Here is a 21308-nt window from a genome sequence, read left to right on the forward strand (position 1 = left end):
AAAAGGGTTAGGAAAGAAGAGGATGAGGCGAACTCAAGAATGACAAAAACAAGCCGAATATCTCCCAGCAGTCTTGTTAGAAAGCTATCAACTTTCAAACCCCAATCTTTACAGTCAGCCAAATGGGCCCCCTTTCCGCTTCGCCAAAAATGGCTTTCTGAGGACGATATGACGCTCGGGCACGTGGGGTCCCTTGAGGTTTTTCTCACCCACAACCTGAAAAAGCTGAGACAGGCCCAAAAATTGCGCTACCGTGTGTTTTATGAGGAAATGTCGGCTATTGCGGATTCCCATACCCAGTTCACCCGCAGGGATCAGGACGAGTTTGACCCTCTATGCGACCACTTGATCGTTGTTGATAATGATCATCTGGTCAAATCCAGACCCTTTTCCAAAGCCCAGCCGGAAATCGTTGGCACCTACCGGCTGCTGCAACAGGATGTGGCCGAGCTGAACGGCGGCTTCTATACCGCTGGCGAATATGATATTCAGCCCCTGATAGACAGACACGCCAACCTGCGGTTCATGGAACTTGGCCGTTCCTGTGTGATAAAACCCTATCGCAACAAGCGAACCCTCGAACTGCTTTGGCACGGCATCTGGTCATATGTGCTGATGAACAACGTGGATGTCATGATTGGCTGCGCCTCGATTGAGGGAACAGATCCCCAACGGCTCAAAGAACAGCTTTCCTTCCTGCACCACTATTGCCAGCCCGATGATGAATGGAAAGTCTCCGCCCTACCAGAATATTATGAGGAAATGAACCTTCTGCCCAAGGACGAGATAAACCCCAAAACGGCCCTTCGCGCCCTTCCACCCCTCATAAAGGGTTACCTGCGCCTTGGTGCCAGCATTGGCAGCGGAGCCGTGGTGGATCATCAGTTCGGAACAACCGATGTGCTCATCATCATGCCCGTATCCCGGCTTAATCAACGTCATCTCAATTACTATGGCGATCGGGCACAACGCTACGCAAGTTGAACTTAACCACCTCAGGCTGCAATTTTATGCGCACTACTCAATTTAGACATTGAGTATTTTTAGATTTTGTTTAACCGAGCCTTAAGCTCATTTATCTAGGGTAAATTGCGCGTTAATGAATTGTTTTGAGGTTAAATTTAACTATGGCTCCCCGCCGTCCCGGCCAACGTAGAATAGAACCCACGTTTAAAGAGGAGGCCACGCCGAAGCGGGCAAGCACGCCTAAAAAAAAGGCTGCGGCAACCCAGCAATCCGAAAGCCGTTCACAAGCACAACAGCGCAAACCCCGCTCTTCACCGCCGCAACAGCAGCAACAAAAGAAACGGGCAAAACCCGTAAACAAATCCAAACCAAAGCCGTCTCGCGCCGCTAAAAAGCAAACACTCAAGGCCCTTGATGCCGCTATCAAAGGTAAAAAGGGCGCAAACGCACAGCGCCCAAGCTGGTTATGGCGTATATTCAGGTTCGCAGCCTATTGGTCCCTCGTTCTCGGTATTTGGGCATTTATCTTCGTCAGTGGCCTGCTGGTGTATTATGCAGCCCATCTGCCCCCCGCATCAGAGTGGGCAGTTCCACAAAGGCCCCCCAATGTTCGCATTCTGGCCTCCAATGGAACTTTGATCGCAAACAGAGGAGACACGGGCGGCGAGGCAGTACGTTTGGAACAATTGCCCAGCTATGTTCCAAATGCTGTTATCGCTATCGAAGACAAGCGTTTCAGATATCATTTCGGAATCGATCCTATTGGTTTAGCCCGTGCCCTATTCATCAACTACACCAGCAAACGGACCGTACAAGGCGGCTCCACAATCACCCAGCAGCTTGCAAAGAACCTCTTCTTAAATCCGGAGCGGACCATTCAGCGCAAAATGCAGGAAGTGGTGATGTCCCTATGGTTGGAGACCAACTACACCAAGGACGAAATTCTGGAGATGTACCTCAACCGTGTTTATCTAGGTGCAGGTGCCTACGGGATTGATGCAGCTTCCCGACGCTATTTCAGCAAGTCGGCGCGGCTCCTTTCCATTGCGGAAGCCTCCACAATTGCGGGGCTGTTAAAGGCCCCTTCCCGCTATGCACCAACGCGCAACCCGGGACTTGCCGAAAGTCGTTCTCACTTAGTTATCGCCGCTCTGCACGAACAAGGGTATATTAACGCGGCAGAAGCAAAAGACGCCTTTATCTCCCCAGCCAAGGTAGCTCAGCGCTTCAATCGGGGAAGCGAGAATTATGTTGCAGATTACGTCATGGAGCTTCTACCCAGCTATGTGGGACGCATAAACGAAGATATCATCGTTCACACAACAATCGATATTAATATGCAAAAGGCAGCAGAGGCGGAACTATTTGGAACCATCAAAGCCAACCGGAGAAAATTGCGCGTTCAGCAAGGAGCTATTGTAACCTTGAACAATGTGGGAGCAATTCGCGCAATGGTCGGCGGTGTAAACTACACACAAAGCCAGTTCAACCGCGCTGTTTATGCACGCCGCCAACCTGGATCAGCATTCAAACCATTTGTATTCCTCACCGCACTGGAGCGCGGCATGCAGCCGGAAACAGTTCGGCAAGACAAACCCATATCCATCAACGGCTGGCGCCCGAAAAACTATACGAAACGATACTACGGCTCGATAACCCTCACCCAAGCCCTGTCAGAGTCCATCAATACGGTTGCAGCAAGTCTGGCTCACGAAGTCGGCCCCACCCGCGTTGTTAAAACCGCACGCAGGCTGGGAATAACATCGCCCTTAAAGGCCAACCCTTCCATAGCACTTGGTACGTCGGAAGTGACGCCGCTAGAAATTGCAACGGCTTATGTGCCTTTTGCCAATGGAGGCTTTGGCGTCGTTCCCCATGTGGTCCGCCGTATTCAAACGCACTCGGGGCAAGTGGTTTACTCTCGAAAGGGAAGTGGCCCGGGTAGAGTTATACGTGGCGACAAACTCAGTGAAATAAATGGCATGCTGGCCCACACAGTCGCTTTTGGCACTGGTAAAAAGGCGCGCCTCAAAGGGCGCCCAGTTGCCGGTAAAACAGGAACTAGCCAGAACTTTCGCGATGCGTGGTTCATTGGCTTTACCGGGTCTTTAACTACAGCGGTTTGGGTTGGAAACGACAACAATTCACCAACAAACGAAGTGAGTGGAAGCGGATTGCCCGCAATAATCTGGCAACGTATGATGACAAAGGCGCTTAAGAATACCCCCGTCTCGCTGTTGCCGGGGGTTCCGCTTGTCCTGAATAAAAAGCCGCCAGAAACTCCTGCACCTACACCAGCTCCTACCAGCCAAATGGCAAGTATGCAGAAACCGTCACAACGCGACACACAGGCAGTTATTCTCCCCCCCAATTCACAGTGATACGCTTAGCCTACCCGTAGAGGTGAAGCTTCGCTCCATTTTGGCGCAGCCATTGTTTCGCCTCAGGCGTTTGAGGGGCGAGCTTCTCACAGACATGCCAGAACTCTGGTGAGTGATCCATTTTAACCAAGTGAGCGACTTCATGTGCAGCAACATAATCCAGCACAAACGGAGGAGCCAAAATCAAACGCCAGGAAAATGACAGACGCCCATCTGACGAACAAGACCCCCAGCGGGATTTAGTATCTTTGAGGCTAATAGATTTGTAAGAGAGCTGCAGCGATGCACAGTGCTTCAAAACCGCAACTTGAAGGTCTGCTGATGCCTGTTTTTTTAAAAATTCCAGTGTCTTGCGCTGGATACTTTCTGGCGCACCCGATATGGAGATAACCGCTTTCTCCCCTTCATCTATGAAGGACCGACTTAAGCCTCTAAGGTTGCCAGAATATCGAATGGTGTGTGCAAGCCCGCGAAGGGGTATCAGCGCATTTTCATCAAAAGGAATCCGCTCTGCAGTCCTCTCCAGTTTTTGGAGCAACCACATGTACTGTCGCTGTGCAAACTGTTGAGCAGTCTTAACTGTTCCGCCTTTGGGAACTGTCAAAACCGGCAGGTCTCCATCCACCGGAACACGTAGAATGTACCGCTTTGCGCGGATGTTATGTTTCAGCTTTACATGAACGTCCCGACCATCGCCTGAAAGGCAGATGACTTCACTGGACAGCCCGTCACTTTTTAAATTTCCTGTCAAAAATAACCTGCTGGAGATCAAAGGAGAACAATAGGGAAATCACAAATATCAATGGCATTGCCACGGCAGTAATACCGCCTCTTTGCCATAAAAGCCCCCTTTAGAAGGGGGCCTTAAAATAATATCGATCACGGTAGACTACAATTTCAATTGCACGTCTTACGCACCGACTTTTTGACGTTTAGATTCTGTATCCAGTTTTGGATGGGAGCGAATAAAATCAACAATTCGAGGGGCAATTTCGGCTCGGTAACGAGATCCATTAAAGACACCGTAGTGACCAACACCGGGTTGTTCATAGTGGGCCCGCTTATGTTCCGGCACGTTGGGTGTTATTGTATGCGCAGCCTTGGTTTGCCCGATACCGGAGATATCGTCCTTTTCACCTTCAACCGTGAACAAGGCCGTTCTTGTAATCTTGGAGGGGTCCACAAGCTTATCATAATGGCGGAGCTCGCCTTTTGGCAAGGAATGTTCAATGAAAACAGCTTCTACCGTTTCAAGATAAAACTCGGCTGCCAAATCCATAACAGCCAGATACTCATCATAGAACTCACGGTGCTTATCTGCCCCGTCACCATCCCCTTCAATCAAATGCTGGAAGAAGTCACGGTGGGCCACCATGTGCCGATCCAGATTCATGCTCATAAAACCGGAAAGCTGCAAGAACCCGGGATACACTTCTCGTGTAATCCCTTTATGGGGAAACGGAACATCCATAATGACATTGCGTTTGAACCAGTCAATTCCGTTCTCCACGGCCAGATCATTCACAGCGGTTGGGGCTTTTCGTGTATCAATTGGCCCGCCCATAAGCGTCATTGTACATGGAGCAAAAGGATCTTTTTCCTCTTCCATGCGCGCAACAGCCGCCATCACAGGAACAGATGGCTGGCAAACCGCCAGTACATGGGCATCCTTGCCAAGGTGGTGAAGCATATCGATTGTATAATCAATATAATCATCCAAACCGAAAGGCCCATCGGTTACAGGGACCTGACGGGCATCCACCCAGTCGGTGATATAAATATCCAACTCAGGCAGCAAGGCTTCAACCGTTCCGCGCAGCAGTGTTGCAAAATGACCGGACATAGGTGCCACGATCAGCAGTTTAGGATCTTTCTTACGGCGGCTATCAACTTTCCGGTTAAAATGGAGCAGGTTACAAAAGGGTCGCTCCCAGACAACTTCTTCTTCAACATCCACTCGTTCGCCAGCTACCAGCGTTGTTGCCAAACCAAATTCAGGTTTCCCGTAGCGGCGCGTCACTCGTTCCAGCAACTCGCAGGAGGCGGCAATGTTCTTTCCCCAGTAGGTATGCGTTGCGGGGTTCAAAGGGTTTTGAAACATAAGTTTGGTAGCATCAGCCGCAGCTCTAACGGGCGTCATCGCAGCATGGTTAAGCTCATAGAACTGATAATAGAGCACCTGATCGCCCTCCAAAGAGTTGTTTTTCTTCTACGTCTGCAACAACAAAATCCATAGGACGATCCTGCTGCATCGCAACAATATTAATAAATTGAATAGGATTATTCAATAAAATTCTAAGAGAACTAAATACTAACCATCAACATTTTGTATATATCGCCAATTTCATTGCAATATACCGACCCATGATCAAATACACTTAAATGGTGCAGTGCAAAAATTACATGGTAAAACTATAAGCAAAATTAGAATTTTACAATATTACGCTACGTAACATTTCAATTGAAGTTCCCCTAGGCGAAATACTCCAAAATCTAGTACCCTGAGAATCAACAATTTTAAGACAAGAGAAAGGCCACTTAGGATAATCTTAAGAAACCATCTCCGCGATGACGTAGTTAAGTAATGCCCGTCCATGGGCAGTTGCTCTAATATGAGAGTTACTCATCCACTCTATGAGGCCGTTTGCTTGTAACTCACAAAGTCTTTCCATATTGAAGGAGCGGCGGGCAAGCTCCTCATAGCGTCTCACATCCAACCCTTCAACAAGCCGCAGTCCCATGAGCGCCAGTTCATCGCTTTGCTCTACGTGAGTTAAGACAGTCTCTTCAATGAGACCAGTGCCACTGGTTTCAACGGCTTTCATCCATTGCTCAGGGTGCTTTTCCATGGATGTAGCCAGTTTAACCCCGTCGGACTTCGTGATCCGCCCGTGAGCACCCGGCCCCACGCCCACATAGTCGCCATAACGCCAATAGACCAGATTATGCTTACATTCCGCACCCGGTACAGCGTGGTTTGAAACTTCATAGGCGGGAAGTCCCCGCTGTGCTGTTATTTCCTGCGTCAGCTCATACAGGTCGGCTGAAGTATCCGCATCCAGCTCTTTCATTTTTCCGGCAGCGTAGAGGCGATGAAACATTGTCCCCTCCTCTATGGTCAGCTGGTACATTGAAAGGTGGTCTGCAGCGAGGTCTATAGCAAGGTTGATTTCATCCTGCCAACCTTGCAGTGTCTGCTCTGGCCGCGCATAAATCAGATCAAACGAGATTCTGGAGAAGGTCTTGCGAGCAATCTCGACAGCTTGTATCGCCTCCGAAACAGTGTGCTGTCGTCCTAATACTTTCAGGTCTTTATCGTTCAAAGCCTGAATGCCAACGGAAAGCCGGTTCACACCAGCAGCGCGGTAACCTGCAAAGCGCGTGGCCTCCACACTTGTAGGATTTGCCTCCATGGAAATTTCGACATCAGTTGCCACGGACCATTCTTTGGAAATGGCTTCAAGAACCGTTTCGACAGTATCAGGTTCCATTAATGAAGGCGTGCCACCACCAAAGAAGATAGACCCAACTGTTCGCCCACGCGTTAGCTGGGCAAAATGTTTCAGTTCCTGAACAAGCGCATTTGCATAGTCGCTCTGCTGAACAGGACGATGGCGCACATGGGAATTAAAGTCGCAATAAGGGCATTTAGCCAAGCAAAAAGGCCAGTGCACATAAATTCCAAAGCCACCATCCGGTTCAGTTACCATCATCAAGCCTTAACTAGATATCGCAGCTTTAAACAGGTCAAACGCTCGCGCCCTATGAGACAAGCTTTCGCCAATGCCCTTCTTTTCTTCCTTGGTCATTTCGCCGAATGTCCGGTCAAAGCCCTCGGGTTGGAACACGGGATCATAGCCAAAGCCTTCCAAACCACGAGGTGGCCAGACGACTTCACCATGAACTTCGCCGCGGTAGTGCTGGGTATGCCCATCAGGCCATGCCAAGCACAGCACCGCCACAAAATGGCCTCCGCGCTGTTCTGGAGTTTGAGCGCCTTTTTCCTGCAGCTTGTCTTCAACAGACTGCATAGCCACGGCAAAATCCTTTTCAGGCCCCGCCCAGCGCGCAGAAAAGATCCCCGGATCACCATCAAGGGCCTTCACGCAAAAGCCGCTATCATCAGCAAGAGCAGGCAAATTGGCAGCACGCGCAGCAGCCAATGCCTTGATGGCAGCATTGGCTTCGAACGTATCCCCATCTTCAACAGGCTCCGGCAAGCCAAGACCTCCAGCAGAGATGACTTCAAAGCCCATAGGCGCCAGAAGGTCCTGTATCTCTTTCAGCTTGCCCTTGTTATGGGTCGCCAAAACAAGGCGGCAAGGCTCCAACTTTCTATGGGACACAGTCAAACTCCTAAAGAACTGTCAGCTTCTGCAGTTCCACAAGCTTGGAAATGCTGTTTTTCGCAAGGCCCATCAACTTCAGGAATTCTTCCTCGGAGAAAGGCTCACCTTCGGCAGTACCCTGAACTTCAACCAGACCGCCTTTTCCAGTCATCACGAAGTTTGCATCCGTATCAGCAGATGAATCTTCGTCATAGTCCAGATCAGCAACAGCTTCACCCTCATAGATACCGCAGGAGATCGCAGCAACATGATCTTTCAAGACTTCGTCAGTCTTAATCATATCACGCGCTTCCATCCACTTGAGACAGTCGTGCAGTGCAACCCAAGCTCCAGTGATAGAGGCTGTACGCGTACCGCCATCCGCCTGAATCACATCACAATCAACAGTAATCTGACGCTCTCCAAGGGCTTTCAGGTCCACAACTGCACGCAGCGAGCGGGCAATAAGGCGCTGGATTTCCAGCGTGCGGCCAGACTGTTTGCCAGAAGAAGCTTCACGGCGCATACGGTCGTGGGTCGAGCGGGGCAACATGCCATATTCGGCGGTCACCCAACCACGGTTTTGTCCACGCAGCCAAGGCGGAACACGCTCTTCAAGGCTGGCAGTGCAAAGCACATGGGTATCACCAAATTTTACAAGGCAGGAGCCTTCAGCATGCTTGGTCACACCACGTTCAAGGGTAACTGGCCGCGTTTCTTCAGGTGCACGCTTGGATGGACGTTTCAAAGTCTTTCTCCATAAATTGGCTTGGCAAAGGTACAAACACAGGAAAATCTTAATGCCTTTTAGACATGTAACACCACAGACGCAAAGGCTCGATCCAATTTTTTACTAGTTGCCCCTTGTTTAATAGGAGATTCAATCACCTTGATGGAATTGCAAAAATGTTGTCGTTCAGATTAATCTACCTATAAGTTGCTCCCAAATAAGGAATTCATAGAGCGTGACCAGTGGCCCACCTTCCGCTCCCGTCAAAAATCTCAACGAGCGTTCTCGGGAAATTTTCCGCAGAATCGTCGAAAATTATTTGATAACCGGAGACCCTCTCGGCTCGAAATCTCTGGCCAGTGGCCTTTCTGCGCCGCTTTCACCGGCTTCCATTCGCAATGTGATGTCCGATCTGGAGAATATGGGGCTTTTATACTCGCCTCATACAAGCGCAGGTAGGCTCCCCACAGAAACAGGCCTGCGGCTTTTCGTGGATGGCCTGTTGGAAATTGGTGACCTGACAAAGGAAGAGCGAGAGCAGATTGCCGTCCAAATCAAGGCATCAGAACGTGAAACATCCTTTGAAAACGTCCTGACTGAAGCAAGCCAAATGCTTTCCGGCTTGAGTCAGGGAGCTGGCGTTGTTCTTGCAACAAAGCAGGATGTCACTCTGCGCCATGTTGAGTTCGTCCGTATTGAACCCCTAAAAGCCCTTGTTGTTCTTGTAAGTGAGGATGGTTCCGTTGAAAACAGGGTTATAGACCTTCCCCCCGGCCTTCCCCAGTCAGCTCTCGTTGAAGCCGGAAATTACCTAACCTCGGTTATTCGCAGTAAAACCCTTACAGAAGCCAAGGCGGAACTGGAAAAGCAACAAAAGGACAACAAAGCTGAGCTTGATAAACTCTCCTCAAAACTGGTGGAACAAGGCATTGCTTTGTGGAGTGGGGAGCAATCACATAAACGGAGCCTCATCGTACGGGGCCGCTCTAACTTGCTTCAAAATGTTGGCGCAGAAGACGATTTAGAGCGTATTCGACTTCTATTTGATGATTTTGAGAACAAAAGTGAACTCATCAAGCTTCTGGAATTGTCTCAGGAAGGAGAAGGCGTTCGTATCTTTATCGGATCAGAAAATAACCTCTTCTCTCTCTCTGGTTCCTCGGTTGTGGTTTCACCATATCGAGACAGCGAGCAGCGCATTCTCGGAGTTCTGGGGGTAATTGGTCCGACACGATTAAACTATGCCCGTGTTATTCCAATGGTGGATTATACTGCACGCCTTATAAGCCGAATTCTCGGATAGTTTGGAGTAACTCTTTTGCAAACCCTCAGCCCTTCCGAACTGGAACGTTATGCCCGCCACATTGTCCTGCGTGATGTGGGGGGCCCCGGACAACAAAAACTCAAAGCCGCACGTGTCCTCGTAATCGGAGCCGGTGGACTGGGTGCGCCTGTTCTACAATATCTGGCCGCCGCTGGTGTGGGTACGCTGGGCATTGTAGACGATGACACAGTTTCACTTTCTAACCTGCAACGCCAAATCATCCACGATACGGATCAACTGGGAGAGCCAAAGGTTGCCAGTGCAGCTGAAGCAATCGCCCGCCTAAATCCCAATGTAAAAGTAGAGCCCTATCCAACACGCATAGCTGGCCAAAACGCTATGGCTCTTATTTCCAACTATGATCTTGTGATTGATGGCTCCGACAACTTCAATACGCGATATCTAGTTTCTGATGCGTGCTATTTCGCAAAGAAGCCACTCGTCACAGGGGCCGTGGGCCAGTTTGATGGCTCTCTGACCCTACTCAAACCCTATGAAGAGAATAAAGAGGGAACACCCAACCCCACTTATCGTTGCCTGTTCCCGCAAAAGCCTCAGGCTGACACCTTACCAACGTGCTCACAGGCAGGAGTATTAGGGGCCTTAACGGGCGTTGTTGGGTCTTTGCAAGCTCTTGAAGCTATAAAAGAAATCGTAGGATTTGGCGAAGGCCTACTGGGGCGTTTGCTTCTCATGGATACAAGCAGCATGCGTTTTAATACCATAAAGTACAAATGGAATGAGAATAACCCGCTTAACGGGAATGACCCAAAAACATGGGAGCAGATGCTAGAAAACTAGCAATCCACCCTTAGAGTCTGTTCAAAAATAAATCCTTGAATGAATGGGTAAATTCGTTTTCGTGTTCTGAAAAAACTTGGAGATCCCGAATAGTATGGACCCCATTCCCCAGTAAGCTTCACTGCCGTAATTTGCTATAATGCAGGAAAGAAAGTGAAAGGGCGAAAGCGCCATATCCTATGACTTGTTTTAAATAGCAAGGTTCACTCTGCGGGTATTCAGGACCGCGGAAGCCTGGCGGGCATCTTCCAAAGAGTTACATCCCGCAACGCTGGATCGTTGAACGCATGTTCGCAAGGCTAGGCTGAAATCGCCGGTTTTCAAAGGATATGGAACGATGGACCGAAACCACAGAGACTTTAATGAGCGTTGCAACGATTAAGCTTATGGTTCGAAGCATTCCTCTATACTTCTATTCTTGAACTGACTCTTATATTTAAAGGGTATATGTTCCCACTAAATCTTAAGTAGGCTTGTGAGAAGAGACTAGCCACTTATCCTCCTAAGGGACATGTGGGCTATGCTTTGTGGGGGGAGGAGAAAGCAATGCGCAAACTGATTAGTTGGACTGCTGCCAGCATACTAACTATTTTAGCTGGAACAGGCCTATATTTCCATGAGGATATTCAAAAGCTGCGAGCGCTCAAAGCCTATGCCAAAGCTTTCACGCCAGAAAATATTGATAACAACATGCGTACACTTCACGCATCTTACCCCAGCAAAGACATAGCCCCCCCCACACAGACCTACAAGCTTCAAGAAGCACTCGGCACAATCGCACTTCCAGAGACATTTATGTATGATGGGAAACCTGTCTCCACACTAGGATACTTGAGCGCTTCACACACAACAGGGTTTGCCGTCTTACAAGGCGATAAACTGCTTTATGAAAGCTACATGCGCGGCAACACCCGTGAATCCAATGCATTGCAAATGTCGGTTTCCAAGTCCATCACATCTGTACTGACCGGCATAGCTGTAGACAAAGGCCTGATCGAAGATGTTGAAGATCAGGTGGTAAAATACGTTCCTGAATTAAAGGGGTCCGCCTATGATGGCGCACGCTTGAAAGATGTTTTGGAAATGTCCTCGGGTATTCGCTGGAATGAGGACTATAAAGATCTGGACTCCGACCTTGTGCAATCCGTCGTGGCCGTTCTCACCGGGTCATTGGATGATTATACCAAACAAGTGGTTAAAGAAAGGGCGCCCGGCACTCAAAACCTTTATGCCTCCATTGATACCTACGTCTTAGGCTGGGTTATCCGAAATGCTACAGGACAAGCCTATGAGGACTGGTTCAATGAGCAGCTCTGGTCAAAACTAGGGGCTGAGGGATCAGCAAAAATTCTGGTGGACACCAAAGGACAGCCGGTGGTCTACGGAGGGTTTAACTTACGTCTGCGCGATATGATACGCTTTGGGAAAATGGTCATGGATGGCGGTGTTAACCACAAGGGAGAGAGGGTTGTCTCGCAAGAGTGGCTCCGCGCTTCCGTTACACCCGACAGTCCTCGTCTGCAGCCGGGCTTCAATAACCCCGACAGCTCATCCCCGCTGGGCTACAAATACCAATGGTGGCTGCCACTGGAATCCGATGGTGGAGACTTCACTGCAATTGGCCTTTACGGACAGTTTATCTATGTAAATCCGGTTCGAAAGGTGGTCATAGTTAAGACCTCAAGCGATCCAACCTATTCGGAAGCAGAAAAAGGTCTGAGGGTGCGGCTACAAACCATCTCCATGATGCAAGCCATCGCAAAGCACCTTGGGGAAGCTCCAGAAAGCTGAATATCTCATTTGGTCGAAGGTGATTGCCCGTTTAACACGCCCACCTCCCTTATCAGTAAGTGGCTGCTTTCTCAGCATACGCTAGTGAGGAATTTGCCATAAAGACCTGAAGGGCTCCTATGAACGTTGGTGTCATTTCCTCTCTGGAACGATCAAGAAATTTCATGATGTCGGTAACATGTACAAATGTGAGGTCAGACAATTCAGAACTCCAGTCAAGAGCTCGAACCTCCTCACACGAAACCCCGATTTCCGCATGAAATGCCAGTTCCGGATGAATATTTGCAAGGTCTTTTATAATAGCAATCAGTTGAATCTCAGTGTGGTTTAACTCGAGCCCCAATTCTTCTCTTACTTCGCGGCGAATACATGAAAAAACATTGGGTCTATTCCTTAATATATCCAATTCTGCATCGAAAAAACCGCCGAAACTAAAGTACTTTCCCGGATTGACCTCCGCGAACTGGGAGCGACGCCCGACTGGAATGTAACCATCCGTTGTCACAGGAATTATGCAGGTTCCAATCGGATTTGCGCGCGGAATTACTTTCTCAGATGAACGTGTAGCGACATATTCTCGGTAGTCAGTCAGCCCTAACTCAAGGACGAGCTGTCCATCCGAGCCCTCATTAAAAGCAGAAAGGCGAAATATACTTGAATTGTAAAGATGACGCCCCTCACTGACTGCAGTCTCTTCCCTGACCCGCCACTCCCTATCAATCGTTTCTGATTGGGAAGCTGAGTACTTCACTCTATTTTTCTCAGTCTCAAACAGTACGGTTACATCTTGTTCAAAGGCCTTACCGGACCAAACTACCTGATATCCACTATTTGGTTGATTTAACAACATACTCTACTGCCCACCAGTTGCGGCGTAAAAACCTACAAAAAGAGGAAAGGCGCTAATGCGCCTCATCCCAGTTGCTTGCTGCTTCCGCTTCCACTTTGAGCGGAACAGAGAGCTGGACGGCGGGTTCTGCCGCTTTTTCCATTATGCTGACAACCAGTTCCTTGGTGGCGTCCACTTGCTCCACAGGCACTTCGAAAATGAGTTCGTCATGCACTTGCAGCAACATTTGAGCATCCAGCTTGGCAGATACCAGAGCATCATCCATACGCACCATAGCGCGGCGGATGATATCCGCTGCAGAGCCCTGAATTGGTGCGTTAATGGCGGCTCGCTCAAAGAATTGGCGCATATTGGGATTTTTGGTATTCACATCAGGATAATGTGCACGACGGCCGAAGATCGTTTCCACATAGCCATTGGCATGAACAAACTTCTTCGTCTCCTCCATGTACTCCTTGATACCGGGGAAGCGCTCAAAATACGTCTTGATGTAATCCCCCGCCTCACCGCGGGAAATATTCAGCTGGTTGGCAAGGCCGAACGCGGAAATACCGTAGATAATACCAAAATTGATAGCCTTTGCCTGACGACGCACCATCGGGTCCATGCCCTCAATAGGCACGCCAAACATTTCAGAGGCAGTCATGGCGTGAATATCCAGCCCTTCAGCAAAGGCTTTCTTAAGCTGCGGAATATCGGCCATGTGGGCGAGAACCCGCAGTTCAATCTGGCTATAATCGGCGGAAATAAGCTTGGTGCCCTGCCCTGCGACAAAGGCTCGTCGGATCTTGCGGCCCTCTTCTGTGCGGATAGGAATATTCTGCACATTAGGCTCGGAAGAGGACAAACGTCCCGTGGTTGTTGCCGCCAGCGAAAACGATGTATGAACTCGTTTCGTTTCCGAATTAATAAAGCTTGGCAGGGCATCGGTATAAGTAGATTTCAGCTTGGAAAGCTGACGCCACTCTACGATTTTACTTGGAAGCTCATGTCCCTCAGCTGCCAGATCATCCAGTACCGAGGCAGAGGTGGACCAAGCACCAGTTTTGGTTTTCTTACCTCCCGGCAGCCCCATTTTGCCAAACAAAATTTCACCCAGTTGCTTTGGGCTGCCAACGTTGAATGTCTCGCCTGCCATCTCGTGGATTTCCGCTTCCAGTGCAGCTGCTTTTTGGGCAAAATCACCGGAAAGACGGGAAAGCATTTGCCGGTCCACACTAATGCCCCGCTTTTCCATACGGGCAAGAGTTTCAACCATAGGGCGTTCAAGACGCTCATAGACGGTTGCCATACCTTCAGCAGCAAGGCGTGGCTTCAAAACCTTCCAGAGACGAAGCGTAACGTCTGCATCTTCCGCAGCATAAGCCGTGGCTTTGTCCAGCGGCACCATATCGAACGTGATTTGAGACTTGCCCGAACCACACACTTCCTTGAAGGCGATTGGCGTATGGTCCAGCCAGCGCTTGGAAAGCTCATCCATTCCATTGCCACCAACACCGGCATCCAAAACATAGGACAGCAGCATGGTATCATCAAACGGAGCCATCTCGATGCCGTAACGCGAAAGTACAACCCAGTCGTACTTCATATTCTGCGCAATTTTGAGAACAGAAGGCGCTTCCAACATGGGCTTCAGGCGCTCCAGAGCGGCCTGCAACGGGATCTGGCCCTCCAGCAGACCACCTCCGCCCAGCAGGTCCCCCTCGCCATCTTTATGGGCAAGCGGAATATAGCAGGCTTTTCCCGGCGCAGTCGCCAAAGATACGCCCACAAGACCGGAGCGCATGGCATCCAGTGCATCTGTTTCCGTATCCACAGATACATAGCCTATTTCAAAGGCTTCTTCTATCCACTTATCAAGTTGTTCAAGACTGGATATTGTTTCGTATACGGAATTATCTACGGGAATATTAGCCTGTTCCAGTCGATTTTTTTCTGCAAGTTTTGAGGCCGTCCAACCTTTATCCTCATCTGTCCCCGCAGTCTCCTCAGCTTGTTCCGTAGCTTTTACAATAGGTTCCCAACCGGTTATTGGCACATCAAGTGGCTCAATATTTGCAAGCTCAGCAGAGGTGTACTCCGCTACTTTACGAGTAAGACTTGTCAGTCCGATTGTCTTCAAGAAACCAATGGCAGTCGGTCCGTGCACATCGCTGCAAGAGAAGTCTTCAACCGGCACTTCCACCGGAACATCTTCTTTCAGCTGCACCAAGCGCTTGGAAACACGGGCCTGCTCAGCAAACTCGATCAGGTTCTCACGGCGCTTCTTTTGCTTGATGGTCTTTGCTTGATCCAGCAGGTTTTCCAGAGTTCCAAACTCGTTAATAAGCAGCGCCGCCGTTTTCAAGCCAATACCGGGAACTCCGGGCACGTTATCAACGCTATCACCAGCCAGAGACTGAACTTCTACAACCTTGTCTGGAGTAACACCAAATTTTTCAAAAACCTCTGGAGCGCTGATCATCTTGTTCTTCATGGTATCCACCATACCGATTTTATCGGTTACAAGCTGCATCAGGTCTTTATCACCGGAAACAATCGTCACCTTTGCTCCCTTGGCCTCTGCGTGGCGGGCATAAGTGGCAATCAGGTCATCTGCTTCATATCCTTGCTGTTCAATAGCTGGCAACCCAAATGCTCGGGTCGCTTCACGGATCAAGCCAAACTGCGGAATGAGGTCTTCCGGTGCTGGTGGCCGGTGAGCTTTATATTCCGGATAGAAGTCATTGCGAAATGTCTTACCCGACTTATCGAAAATCACAGCAAGATGTGTCGCCTTTTCCAATTCCTTGGAAGGCCCGTCAAGGATCAGCTTCCATATCATATTACAGAAACCGGAAACAGCGCCAACGGGCAAGCCATCGGGCTTACGGGTAAGCGGCGGCAGCGCATGATAAGCGCGGAAAATAAAGGTGGAACCATCAACCAAAATAAGATGATCGTTCTCGGTGAGCTCGGGGGCAATAGATGATGCTGACATGGGCGCGATCATGCCTGTTGCCGTGCACATTGAAAAGGCCTGTTTTTTGGCTTTCCTGATGATTTTCACGTGTCAGCATCAACAAAAGGCTCGCTCCATGAAAAAGCTCACAATTTGTATCGGCAACGCTGCCACGACAAAACAAAAAAGTATTAAAAGAGCTTTAATAATGCCGTTGAGCGAACATAGAAGATAAGGACCTACCACAAATTATTACAATTTTTCAAATTGACTCAAATGTGGAGCTGATCCAGTTTCATTCGGGGTTTTACTGGGGCCGTCCCATCGTTTTTGGAGGGCAAATCCAAACAGGTCCATGCATTCCAATAATAATTAAAACAGAGAGAATACGATGAAGTATATAGCGCTCGCAGCTGCATCCATGGTTTTTACCGGTATTGCACAAGCTGAACAGCCCTCATTTTCAAGTGGCCTTGCAGAAACCATTGAAACCGATCTTGTTATTTGCTCAGGCAGAGGCGCGCGCCGCAGTTCTCTAGGTCAAATCACCGCAGAAGATGGCAGTGTCTGGACTGTTCCAGCACCTGTGAACTTCAAAAATGCCCATAAAGCTGCAGACCTTTACAATGAATGTGGCGGAACTCAGCTCAGGTCTTCAAAACAGATAAATTTTGATGCCTTTGAAGTTTTAGATCTTGGCGGTAGCGAGATTATTAGTGCTTATATTTTTGCCGATAATTATTTCGAGCTTAACGTTAATGGGCAGCTAGTCGCTGTAGACCCCGTTATCTTCACTCCGTTTAACAGTAATGTGGTTCGTTTCAAAGTGGATCGCCCTTTTACATTGGCGGTAATGGGCGTGGACTGGGAAGAAAACCTCGGTCTTGGATCAGAAAATAATCAAGGTAAATCCTATCATCCCGGAGACGCTGGTTTCCTAATGGTGCTGAAAAATGAAGCGGGTAATACAATCACCACCACAGATGGAAGCTGGAAAGCACAAACTTTTTATATAGCTCCTTTAAAAAATCGAAAATGCCTGAAAGTTGAAGGCCAAAAACGAGATAGTTCAGCTTGTTCTACCACTGGTGTACGCGATGGCTCCTCTTCCGCTGCGGCTCACTGGAAAATACCAGGGAACTGGCAAGCCATTGATTTCAACGACAACCAGTGGCCTGACGCAACAGTTTATTCCAACGAAACCGTCGGAGTAGGCAACAAACGCGCCTACACAAATTTTGAGGATATTTTTGATGATAAACAAGCAGATGCTCAGTTCATCTGGTCCACTAATCTGATCTTGGACAACCTGGTTCTCCTGAGGAAAACCATCAATTAACAAACAATCAACTTGGCGGGGCTCACAAAACAGCAGGCCCGCTGTTTCTCAATGTTACCTCGGATCAAATGCAAATTCCAAGCGCGTGCCACCCGGCTCCCTTATCATGAAGTGTAATTTTGGTCCCTTACCGGAAGGTTCGGGTGAGAATTCAACTTCCACCCCTTCAGCACCTTTCACCAAGTCAAATGTATGGTGCAATACTTCCAGACTGGGAACTTTCAATGCGAAGTGGTGCAGACCTATGTTTTTATGTCGGTCGAACCCGTTAAAGGCACCAGCCTTTTTCTCCCAAAGAGTCAATTTGGAATACCCGTCAGTTACATAGGCCGACGGGTAGTCAGGATTACCACCAAATTGGCTCCAACCTAAAACCTCAGTAAAGAATTTAACAGATGCCTCAAGGTTCTTAACAGTGAGACCAAGATGATCAATACCTAGTGTAACGGGAGTGTTCATGGCAGCTTTCCTCAAATACAAACATTAGTAAAAATAATCCGACTGATACCAACTCCAAAGCACGTTTCTACTAGCTCTGGTTCGAAGGCTTATAGTTCCAGAGTACTAGATGTTTAGTCCCGCGAGCAGATGGAATCGGTTTAACATTGACTTCATCATTTCGGGAGGACTTATGGGACAGGTATTACACGGCAGCGCCACGACCACTCACGCGGTTCGATCAGCCATACAAAAATCGGATGCAACCATCAAAGAGTTGAGCCGGCGTTATAACATCAATCCCAAAACGGTGATGAAGTGGAAACATCGCAATAGCGTGGAAGATCAACCTATGGGGCGGAAGAATCCCCGCTCCACAGTCCTGAGCGTGGCAGAAGAAGCGGCGTGTGTCGCTTTTCGCAAGCACTCTTTATTGCCACTCGATGACTGCCTTTACGCCCTGCAGGAAACGATCCCGCGTCTGACCCGCTCGTCCCTGCATCGCTTATTCCAGCGCCATGGGATTTCGCGCCTGCCACCACCGGATATGAAAGCGAACAAGAAACGCTTCAAAGCCTATCCAATTGGTTACTTTCATCTTGATATTGCTGAGGTTCGTACGCAAGAAGGCAAGCTCTATTTGTTCGTTGCCATTGACCGAACCTCAAAGTTCGCCTTTGTCAAACTCTTTGAAAAAGCCACCAGAAGGATTGCCAGTACCTTTCTGCGGGCCCTTATTGAAGCGGTTCCCTACAAGATCCATACCGTGCTGACCGATAACGGCACCCAGTTCACTGACCCCAAAGGGTACAGCTGGAACGCCAGTGAGGTTCAACATTTGCTCACAACAGGCCAGTTGTTTCGTGCTCATGCATTTGTTCTGGCTTGTGCCCAAAATGACATTGACCACCGGCTTACCAAACCAGCCCATCCGTGGACAAATGGCCAGGTCGAGCGCATGAACAGAACCATTAAAGAAGCAACCGTTCGGCGCTACTATTACCGCACACACAACGAACTAAGAGCCCATCTGGACACATTTATTCAGGCCTATAACTTCGCCAAGCGCCTCAAGGCTCTTCGGGGCCTAACACCCTTCGACTATATTACCAGACAATGGACACAAGAGCCGGACAGATTTATAAAACAACCACACCATCTGCTCGCGGGACTAAACATCTAGAGCGTGTCGCCTTTAATCGGATTTGTATCCAGCTGCATTGAAGAAGTTATAACATTCCTGTTCTGAGAATAGGTCGCATACTTGGCCGACAGCTTTCCATAAATCGTCATAGCTACGGGCTGCAATTTTTCGAATAAGAGTTTTAAGTTTGGCAAATGCCATCTCGATGGGATTAAGGTCTGGACTATAAGCGGGAAGGAATAGAAACCAAGCTCCAACAGCCTGCAAAGCTTTTGCCGCATTCGTGCTTTTGTGTGAGGATAGGTTGTCCAGAACAACGACATCTCCTTTTTTCAAAGTTGGGGTTAATTGCGTTTCCACATACCGTTCAAATCGCTGACGGTTCATGGGCGCATTTATGACCCAAGGCGCCTCTAGGCGGTCATGCCTGAGGGCGGCGATAAAGGTTTGCGTATTCCAGTTACCAAAAGGGGCGTGATCAAGAAGTCGCTCGCCTTTAGGTGCCCAACCGGTTGTCTTGACCATATTGGTTTTAAGGCTGGTTTCATCAATAAACACAAGCCTATGCAAATGGCTCTTCATAAAAGGTTGGCGACGAGCAATCCAGACATGACGCTCATGGCGGATATCAGCGCGCTTTTGCTCTGCGGCCAGCAAGTGTTTTTTTGTGTGTTAGCCCGAGGCGGTGCAAGAGTCGACCAACAGAAGAACGGTGCACCTTGATGGCGTGTTGCTCGAATAGCTCCAAAACCAATTCATCAAGGGTCAGCTCTCCTCTTTCCTGTAAGCGTTGCCGGACCCACCCCTTAACTCCACTCAATTTTCCGCGACCGGGATTACCTTGTCGTTTGGGCAGAAGAGAGCCTGTCTCCCGTTTTAGACGGACCATGTCATTCACAAATTTAACAGAAACACGAAAATGTGCCGCTGTTGATCGATGACTGTGCCCCTCTGCGACCATGCACACAACACGTTCTCGCAATTCAATTGGATGTGGTTTTCCCATGCTTGGCTCCCGTCTCACCTCAAAGACATGGAATCACAAATTACTGGTTTAGGGAATCCTGAACCCAATCTGTATCGACACGCTTGTCTTATGCTTTTTAGTGTCTTCTGCGAATATAGGCCAATGGCCACCGTATTGAGTCGGGAGGGCAGTGGCGGTGGTCGGATCGGGACGCGCTAGGTCACAAGGGACCGTTTTAGAGTATGATCGGCCACCGTCTTCGCAACAGGCCTGAACGGATACGCAGCAGCCCAAAGCTCTGCACGACAAGCATAGGATACTTGCGAAGATGTCTGAGGTTACCATTGGTGTCGATATTTCGAAAGACCATCTTGATGTGTACTGCCTGCCGGATGAGCAGAGCAAGCAGTTTACCAATACAGCTGCAGGGTACAGACAGTTAAAAAGCTGGCTGAAAGGCCTGCCTGTCGCTCGAATTATTTTTGAACCCACAGGTTCTTATCACGGCGCTTTTGAGTTGGCATTGTCGGGTTCCTATCCTCTGAGCAAAGTTAACCCATGGCAAGCACGCCGGTTTGCACAGGCCAAAGGCAAGAGGGCGAAGACGGACCGGATTGATGCGCGCCTGCTGGCCCAAATGGGGCAGGATTTCCAGTTGGAACCAGACAAGCCAGTCGATGCAAGCCTATGTCATCTCAAAGAGATACGCGTTGCACGTCAAGCTCTTGTAAAAGAAGCCACGCAACTGGAGAACCGGTTGAAAACACAACGGGTGAACCTGGTTCGCAAACAGACACAGCAACGCCTGAAACTCGTGCGAAAGCAATTGGAGGCCCTTAACGCCGAAACTCAAAAGCAAATTGAGCAGAGCCCTCAAAGGGCGCGGGCAGCAAAGATTTTACACTCTATTCCCGGGCTGGGACAGGTCGCCGTCGCGGCGCTGGTGATTGAAATGCCAGAGCTTGGACAATTATCCCGTAAACAGGCCGCTGCTCTGGCGGGGCTGGCCCCCATGACCCGCCAGTCAGGACGCTGGCGGGGCGCTGCTTTTATTCAAGCAGGGCGCAAGCCGGTACGCGATGCACTCTACATGCCTGCCGTTGTTGCCAGCCGTTATAATCCAGACCTGAAAGCCAAATACAACCAGATGCGAGCGGCTGGTAAGCCTCCCAAAATCGCCATAATAGCTCTCATGCGTAAGCTAATCGAACTGGCAAACGCTCTCATAAAAGCGGACCGGCAATGGCAACCAAAAACGGCTTGACCAAGACGGATACTCTAAGTACTCCCCCAGAAGCCTCTAGGGAG

19 protein-coding genes are annotated in these 21308 nt (G+C 49.2%); 9 read left to right on the top strand and 10 right to left on the bottom strand.

Annotated elements, in window-relative coordinates; translation table 11 throughout:
- Window positions 1-39 precede the first annotated feature (39 nt).
- A complete protein-coding gene (locus P6574_RS19590) occupies window positions 40-984 on the top strand; it encodes a GNAT family N-acetyltransferase (RefSeq protein ID WP_405048123.1) in 945 nt (314 codons plus the stop codon).
- A 143-nt stretch (window positions 985-1127) separates the two neighbouring features.
- Window positions 1128-3347, top strand: coding sequence for a transglycosylase domain-containing protein (locus tag P6574_RS19595; protein ID WP_310621890.1), 2220 nt, complete (start codon window positions 1128-1130; stop codon window positions 3345-3347).
- 10 nt (window positions 3348-3357) lie between these two features.
- Here P6574_RS19595 and P6574_RS19600 read toward each other — a convergent pair whose 3' ends face one another.
- The 5 genes from P6574_RS19600 to rph all read right to left on the bottom strand — a co-directional run bounded on the left by P6574_RS19600 (window position 3358) and on the right by rph (window position 8423).
- On the bottom strand, window positions 3358-4098 hold the full coding sequence (locus P6574_RS19600; protein WP_310621891.1) for a M48 family metallopeptidase: 741 nt from the start codon (window positions 4096-4098) through the stop codon (window positions 3358-3360).
- 159 nt (window positions 4099-4257) lie between these two features.
- On the bottom strand, window positions 4258-5526 hold the full coding sequence (locus tag P6574_RS19605; protein ID WP_310621892.1) for a polyhydroxyalkanoate depolymerase: 1269 nt from the start codon (window positions 5524-5526) through the stop codon (window positions 4258-4260).
- Between the two features lie 370 nt (window positions 5527-5896).
- On the bottom strand, window positions 5897-7057 hold the full coding sequence (gene hemW, locus P6574_RS19610; RefSeq protein WP_310622206.1) for a radical SAM family heme chaperone HemW: 1161 nt from the start codon (window positions 7055-7057) through the stop codon (window positions 5897-5899).
- Window positions 7058-7066: 9 nt separating this feature from the next.
- Window positions 7067-7699 (bottom strand): RdgB/HAM1 family non-canonical purine NTP pyrophosphatase, encoded by a 633-nt coding sequence (gene rdgB / locus P6574_RS19615; protein ID WP_310621893.1) that lies wholly within the window; start codon window positions 7697-7699, stop codon window positions 7067-7069.
- Window positions 7700-7703: 4 nt separating this feature from the next.
- Entirely contained in the window at window positions 7704-8423 is a 720-nt protein-coding gene (gene rph, locus P6574_RS19620; RefSeq protein WP_310621894.1) for a ribonuclease PH, read from the bottom strand.
- A 217-nt stretch (window positions 8424-8640) separates the two neighbouring features.
- Here rph and hrcA point away from each other — a divergent pair, with 217 nt between their 5' ends.
- The 3 genes from hrcA to P6574_RS19635 all read left to right on the top strand — a co-directional run bounded on the left by hrcA (window position 8641) and on the right by P6574_RS19635 (window position 12321).
- Window positions 8641-9708 carry a heat-inducible transcriptional repressor HrcA gene (hrcA, locus tag P6574_RS19625; protein ID WP_310621895.1) on the top strand — a complete coding sequence of 356 codons (1068 nt, stop codon included), beginning with the start codon at window positions 8641-8643 and terminating at the stop codon, window positions 9706-9708.
- A gap of 15 nt (window positions 9709-9723) precedes the next feature.
- Window positions 9724-10530 carry a HesA/MoeB/ThiF family protein gene (locus P6574_RS19630; RefSeq protein WP_310621896.1) on the top strand — a complete coding sequence of 269 codons (807 nt, stop codon included), beginning with the start codon at window positions 9724-9726 and terminating at the stop codon, window positions 10528-10530.
- A 546-nt stretch (window positions 10531-11076) separates the two neighbouring features.
- The gene (locus P6574_RS19635) at window positions 11077-12321 is read left to right on the top strand and encodes a serine hydrolase domain-containing protein (RefSeq protein WP_310621897.1); all 1245 of its coding nucleotides are present in this window, start codon (window positions 11077-11079) and stop codon (window positions 12319-12321) included.
- 52 nt (window positions 12322-12373) lie between these two features.
- Here the strand turns inward: P6574_RS19635 and P6574_RS19640 are convergent, their stop codons facing one another.
- Window positions 12374-13171, bottom strand: coding sequence for a hypothetical protein (locus tag P6574_RS19640; protein WP_310621898.1), 798 nt, complete (start codon window positions 13169-13171; stop codon window positions 12374-12376).
- A gap of 52 nt (window positions 13172-13223) precedes the next feature.
- On the bottom strand, window positions 13224-16163 hold the full coding sequence (polA, locus tag P6574_RS19645; RefSeq protein ID WP_310622207.1) for a DNA polymerase I: 2940 nt from the start codon (window positions 16161-16163) through the stop codon (window positions 13224-13226).
- On the opposite strand from polA, the gene P6574_RS19650 reads away from it, so the two are divergent.
- On the top strand, window positions 16150-16347 hold the full coding sequence (locus tag P6574_RS19650) for a hypothetical protein (protein WP_310622211.1): 198 nt from the start codon (window positions 16150-16152) through the stop codon (window positions 16345-16347). The genes polA and P6574_RS19650 overlap by 14 nt on opposite strands.
- 156 nt (window positions 16348-16503) lie before the next feature.
- The gene (locus P6574_RS19655) at window positions 16504-17451 is read left to right on the top strand and encodes a hypothetical protein (RefSeq protein ID WP_310621899.1); all 948 of its coding nucleotides are present in this window, start codon (window positions 16504-16506) and stop codon (window positions 17449-17451) included.
- A 54-nt stretch (window positions 17452-17505) separates the two neighbouring features.
- Here P6574_RS19655 and P6574_RS19660 read toward each other — a convergent pair whose 3' ends face one another.
- Entirely contained in the window at window positions 17506-17910 is a 405-nt protein-coding gene (locus P6574_RS19660; protein ID WP_310621900.1) for a VOC family protein, read from the bottom strand.
- A gap of 172 nt (window positions 17911-18082) precedes the next feature.
- Here P6574_RS19660 and P6574_RS19665 point away from each other — a divergent pair, with 172 nt between their 5' ends.
- Window positions 18083-19072 carry an IS481 family transposase gene (locus P6574_RS19665; RefSeq protein WP_310621901.1) on the top strand — a complete coding sequence of 330 codons (990 nt, stop codon included), beginning with the start codon at window positions 18083-18085 and terminating at the stop codon, window positions 19070-19072.
- 12 nt (window positions 19073-19084) lie between these two features.
- Here the strand turns inward: P6574_RS19665 and P6574_RS19670 are convergent, their stop codons facing one another.
- Window positions 19085-19690, bottom strand: a complete 606-nt coding sequence (locus P6574_RS19670; RefSeq protein WP_310620136.1) for an IS630 family transposase — start codon at window positions 19688-19690, stop codon at window positions 19085-19087.
- Window positions 19662-20039 (bottom strand): winged helix-turn-helix domain-containing protein, encoded by a 378-nt coding sequence (locus P6574_RS19675; RefSeq protein WP_310620137.1) that lies wholly within the window; start codon window positions 20037-20039, stop codon window positions 19662-19664. The genes P6574_RS19670 and P6574_RS19675 overlap by 29 nt, the downstream gene beginning before the upstream one ends.
- Window positions 20040-20328: 289 nt before the next feature.
- On the opposite strand from P6574_RS19675, the gene P6574_RS19680 reads away from it, so the two are divergent.
- On the top strand, window positions 20329-21264 hold the full coding sequence (locus P6574_RS19680; protein WP_310618894.1) for an IS110 family RNA-guided transposase: 936 nt from the start codon (window positions 20329-20331) through the stop codon (window positions 21262-21264).
- Window positions 21265-21308 lie beyond the last annotated feature (44 nt).

The organism is Pseudovibrio sp. M1P-2-3 (assembly GCF_031501865.1).
Lineage (GTDB): Bacteria > Pseudomonadota > Alphaproteobacteria > Rhizobiales > Stappiaceae > Pseudovibrio > Pseudovibrio corallicola.

What these genes read in the sequence shown, in the direction of transcription:
- P6574_RS19590 (WP_405048123.1), top strand. Translation starts at nt 40, where the DNA reads ATGACAAAAACAAGCCGAATATCTCCCAGCAGTCTTGTTAGAAAGCTA.
- P6574_RS19595 (WP_310621890.1), top strand. Translation starts at nt 1,128, where the DNA reads ATGGCTCCCCGCCGTCCCGGCCAACGTAGAATAGAACCCACGTTTAAA.
- hemW (WP_310622206.1), bottom strand. Translation starts at nt 7,057, where the DNA reads ATGGTAACTGAACCGGATGGTGGCTTTGGAATTTATGTGCACTGGCCT.
- P6574_RS19635 (WP_310621897.1), top strand. Translation starts at nt 11,077, where the DNA reads ATGCGCAAACTGATTAGTTGGACTGCTGCCAGCATACTAACTATTTTA.
- P6574_RS19640 (WP_310621898.1), bottom strand. Translation starts at nt 13,171, where the DNA reads ATGTTGTTAAATCAACCAAATAGTGGATATCAGGTAGTTTGGTCCGGT.
- P6574_RS19650 (WP_310622211.1), top strand. Translation starts at nt 16,150, where the DNA reads ATGGGCGCGATCATGCCTGTTGCCGTGCACATTGAAAAGGCCTGTTTT.
- polA (WP_310622207.1), bottom strand. Translation starts at nt 16,163, where the DNA reads ATGATCGCGCCCATGTCAGCATCATCTATTGCCCCCGAGCTCACCGAG.
- P6574_RS19655 (WP_310621899.1), top strand. Translation starts at nt 16,504, where the DNA reads ATGAAGTATATAGCGCTCGCAGCTGCATCCATGGTTTTTACCGGTATT.
- P6574_RS19660 (WP_310621900.1), bottom strand. Translation starts at nt 17,910, where the DNA reads ATGAACACTCCCGTTACACTAGGTATTGATCATCTTGGTCTCACTGTT.
- P6574_RS19665 (WP_310621901.1), top strand. Translation starts at nt 18,083, where the DNA reads ATGGGACAGGTATTACACGGCAGCGCCACGACCACTCACGCGGTTCGA.
- P6574_RS19675 (WP_310620137.1), bottom strand. Translation starts at nt 20,039, where the DNA reads ATGGGAAAACCACATCCAATTGAATTGCGAGAACGTGTTGTGTGCATG.
- P6574_RS19680 (WP_310618894.1), top strand. Translation starts at nt 20,329, where the DNA reads ATGTCTGAGGTTACCATTGGTGTCGATATTTCGAAAGACCATCTTGAT.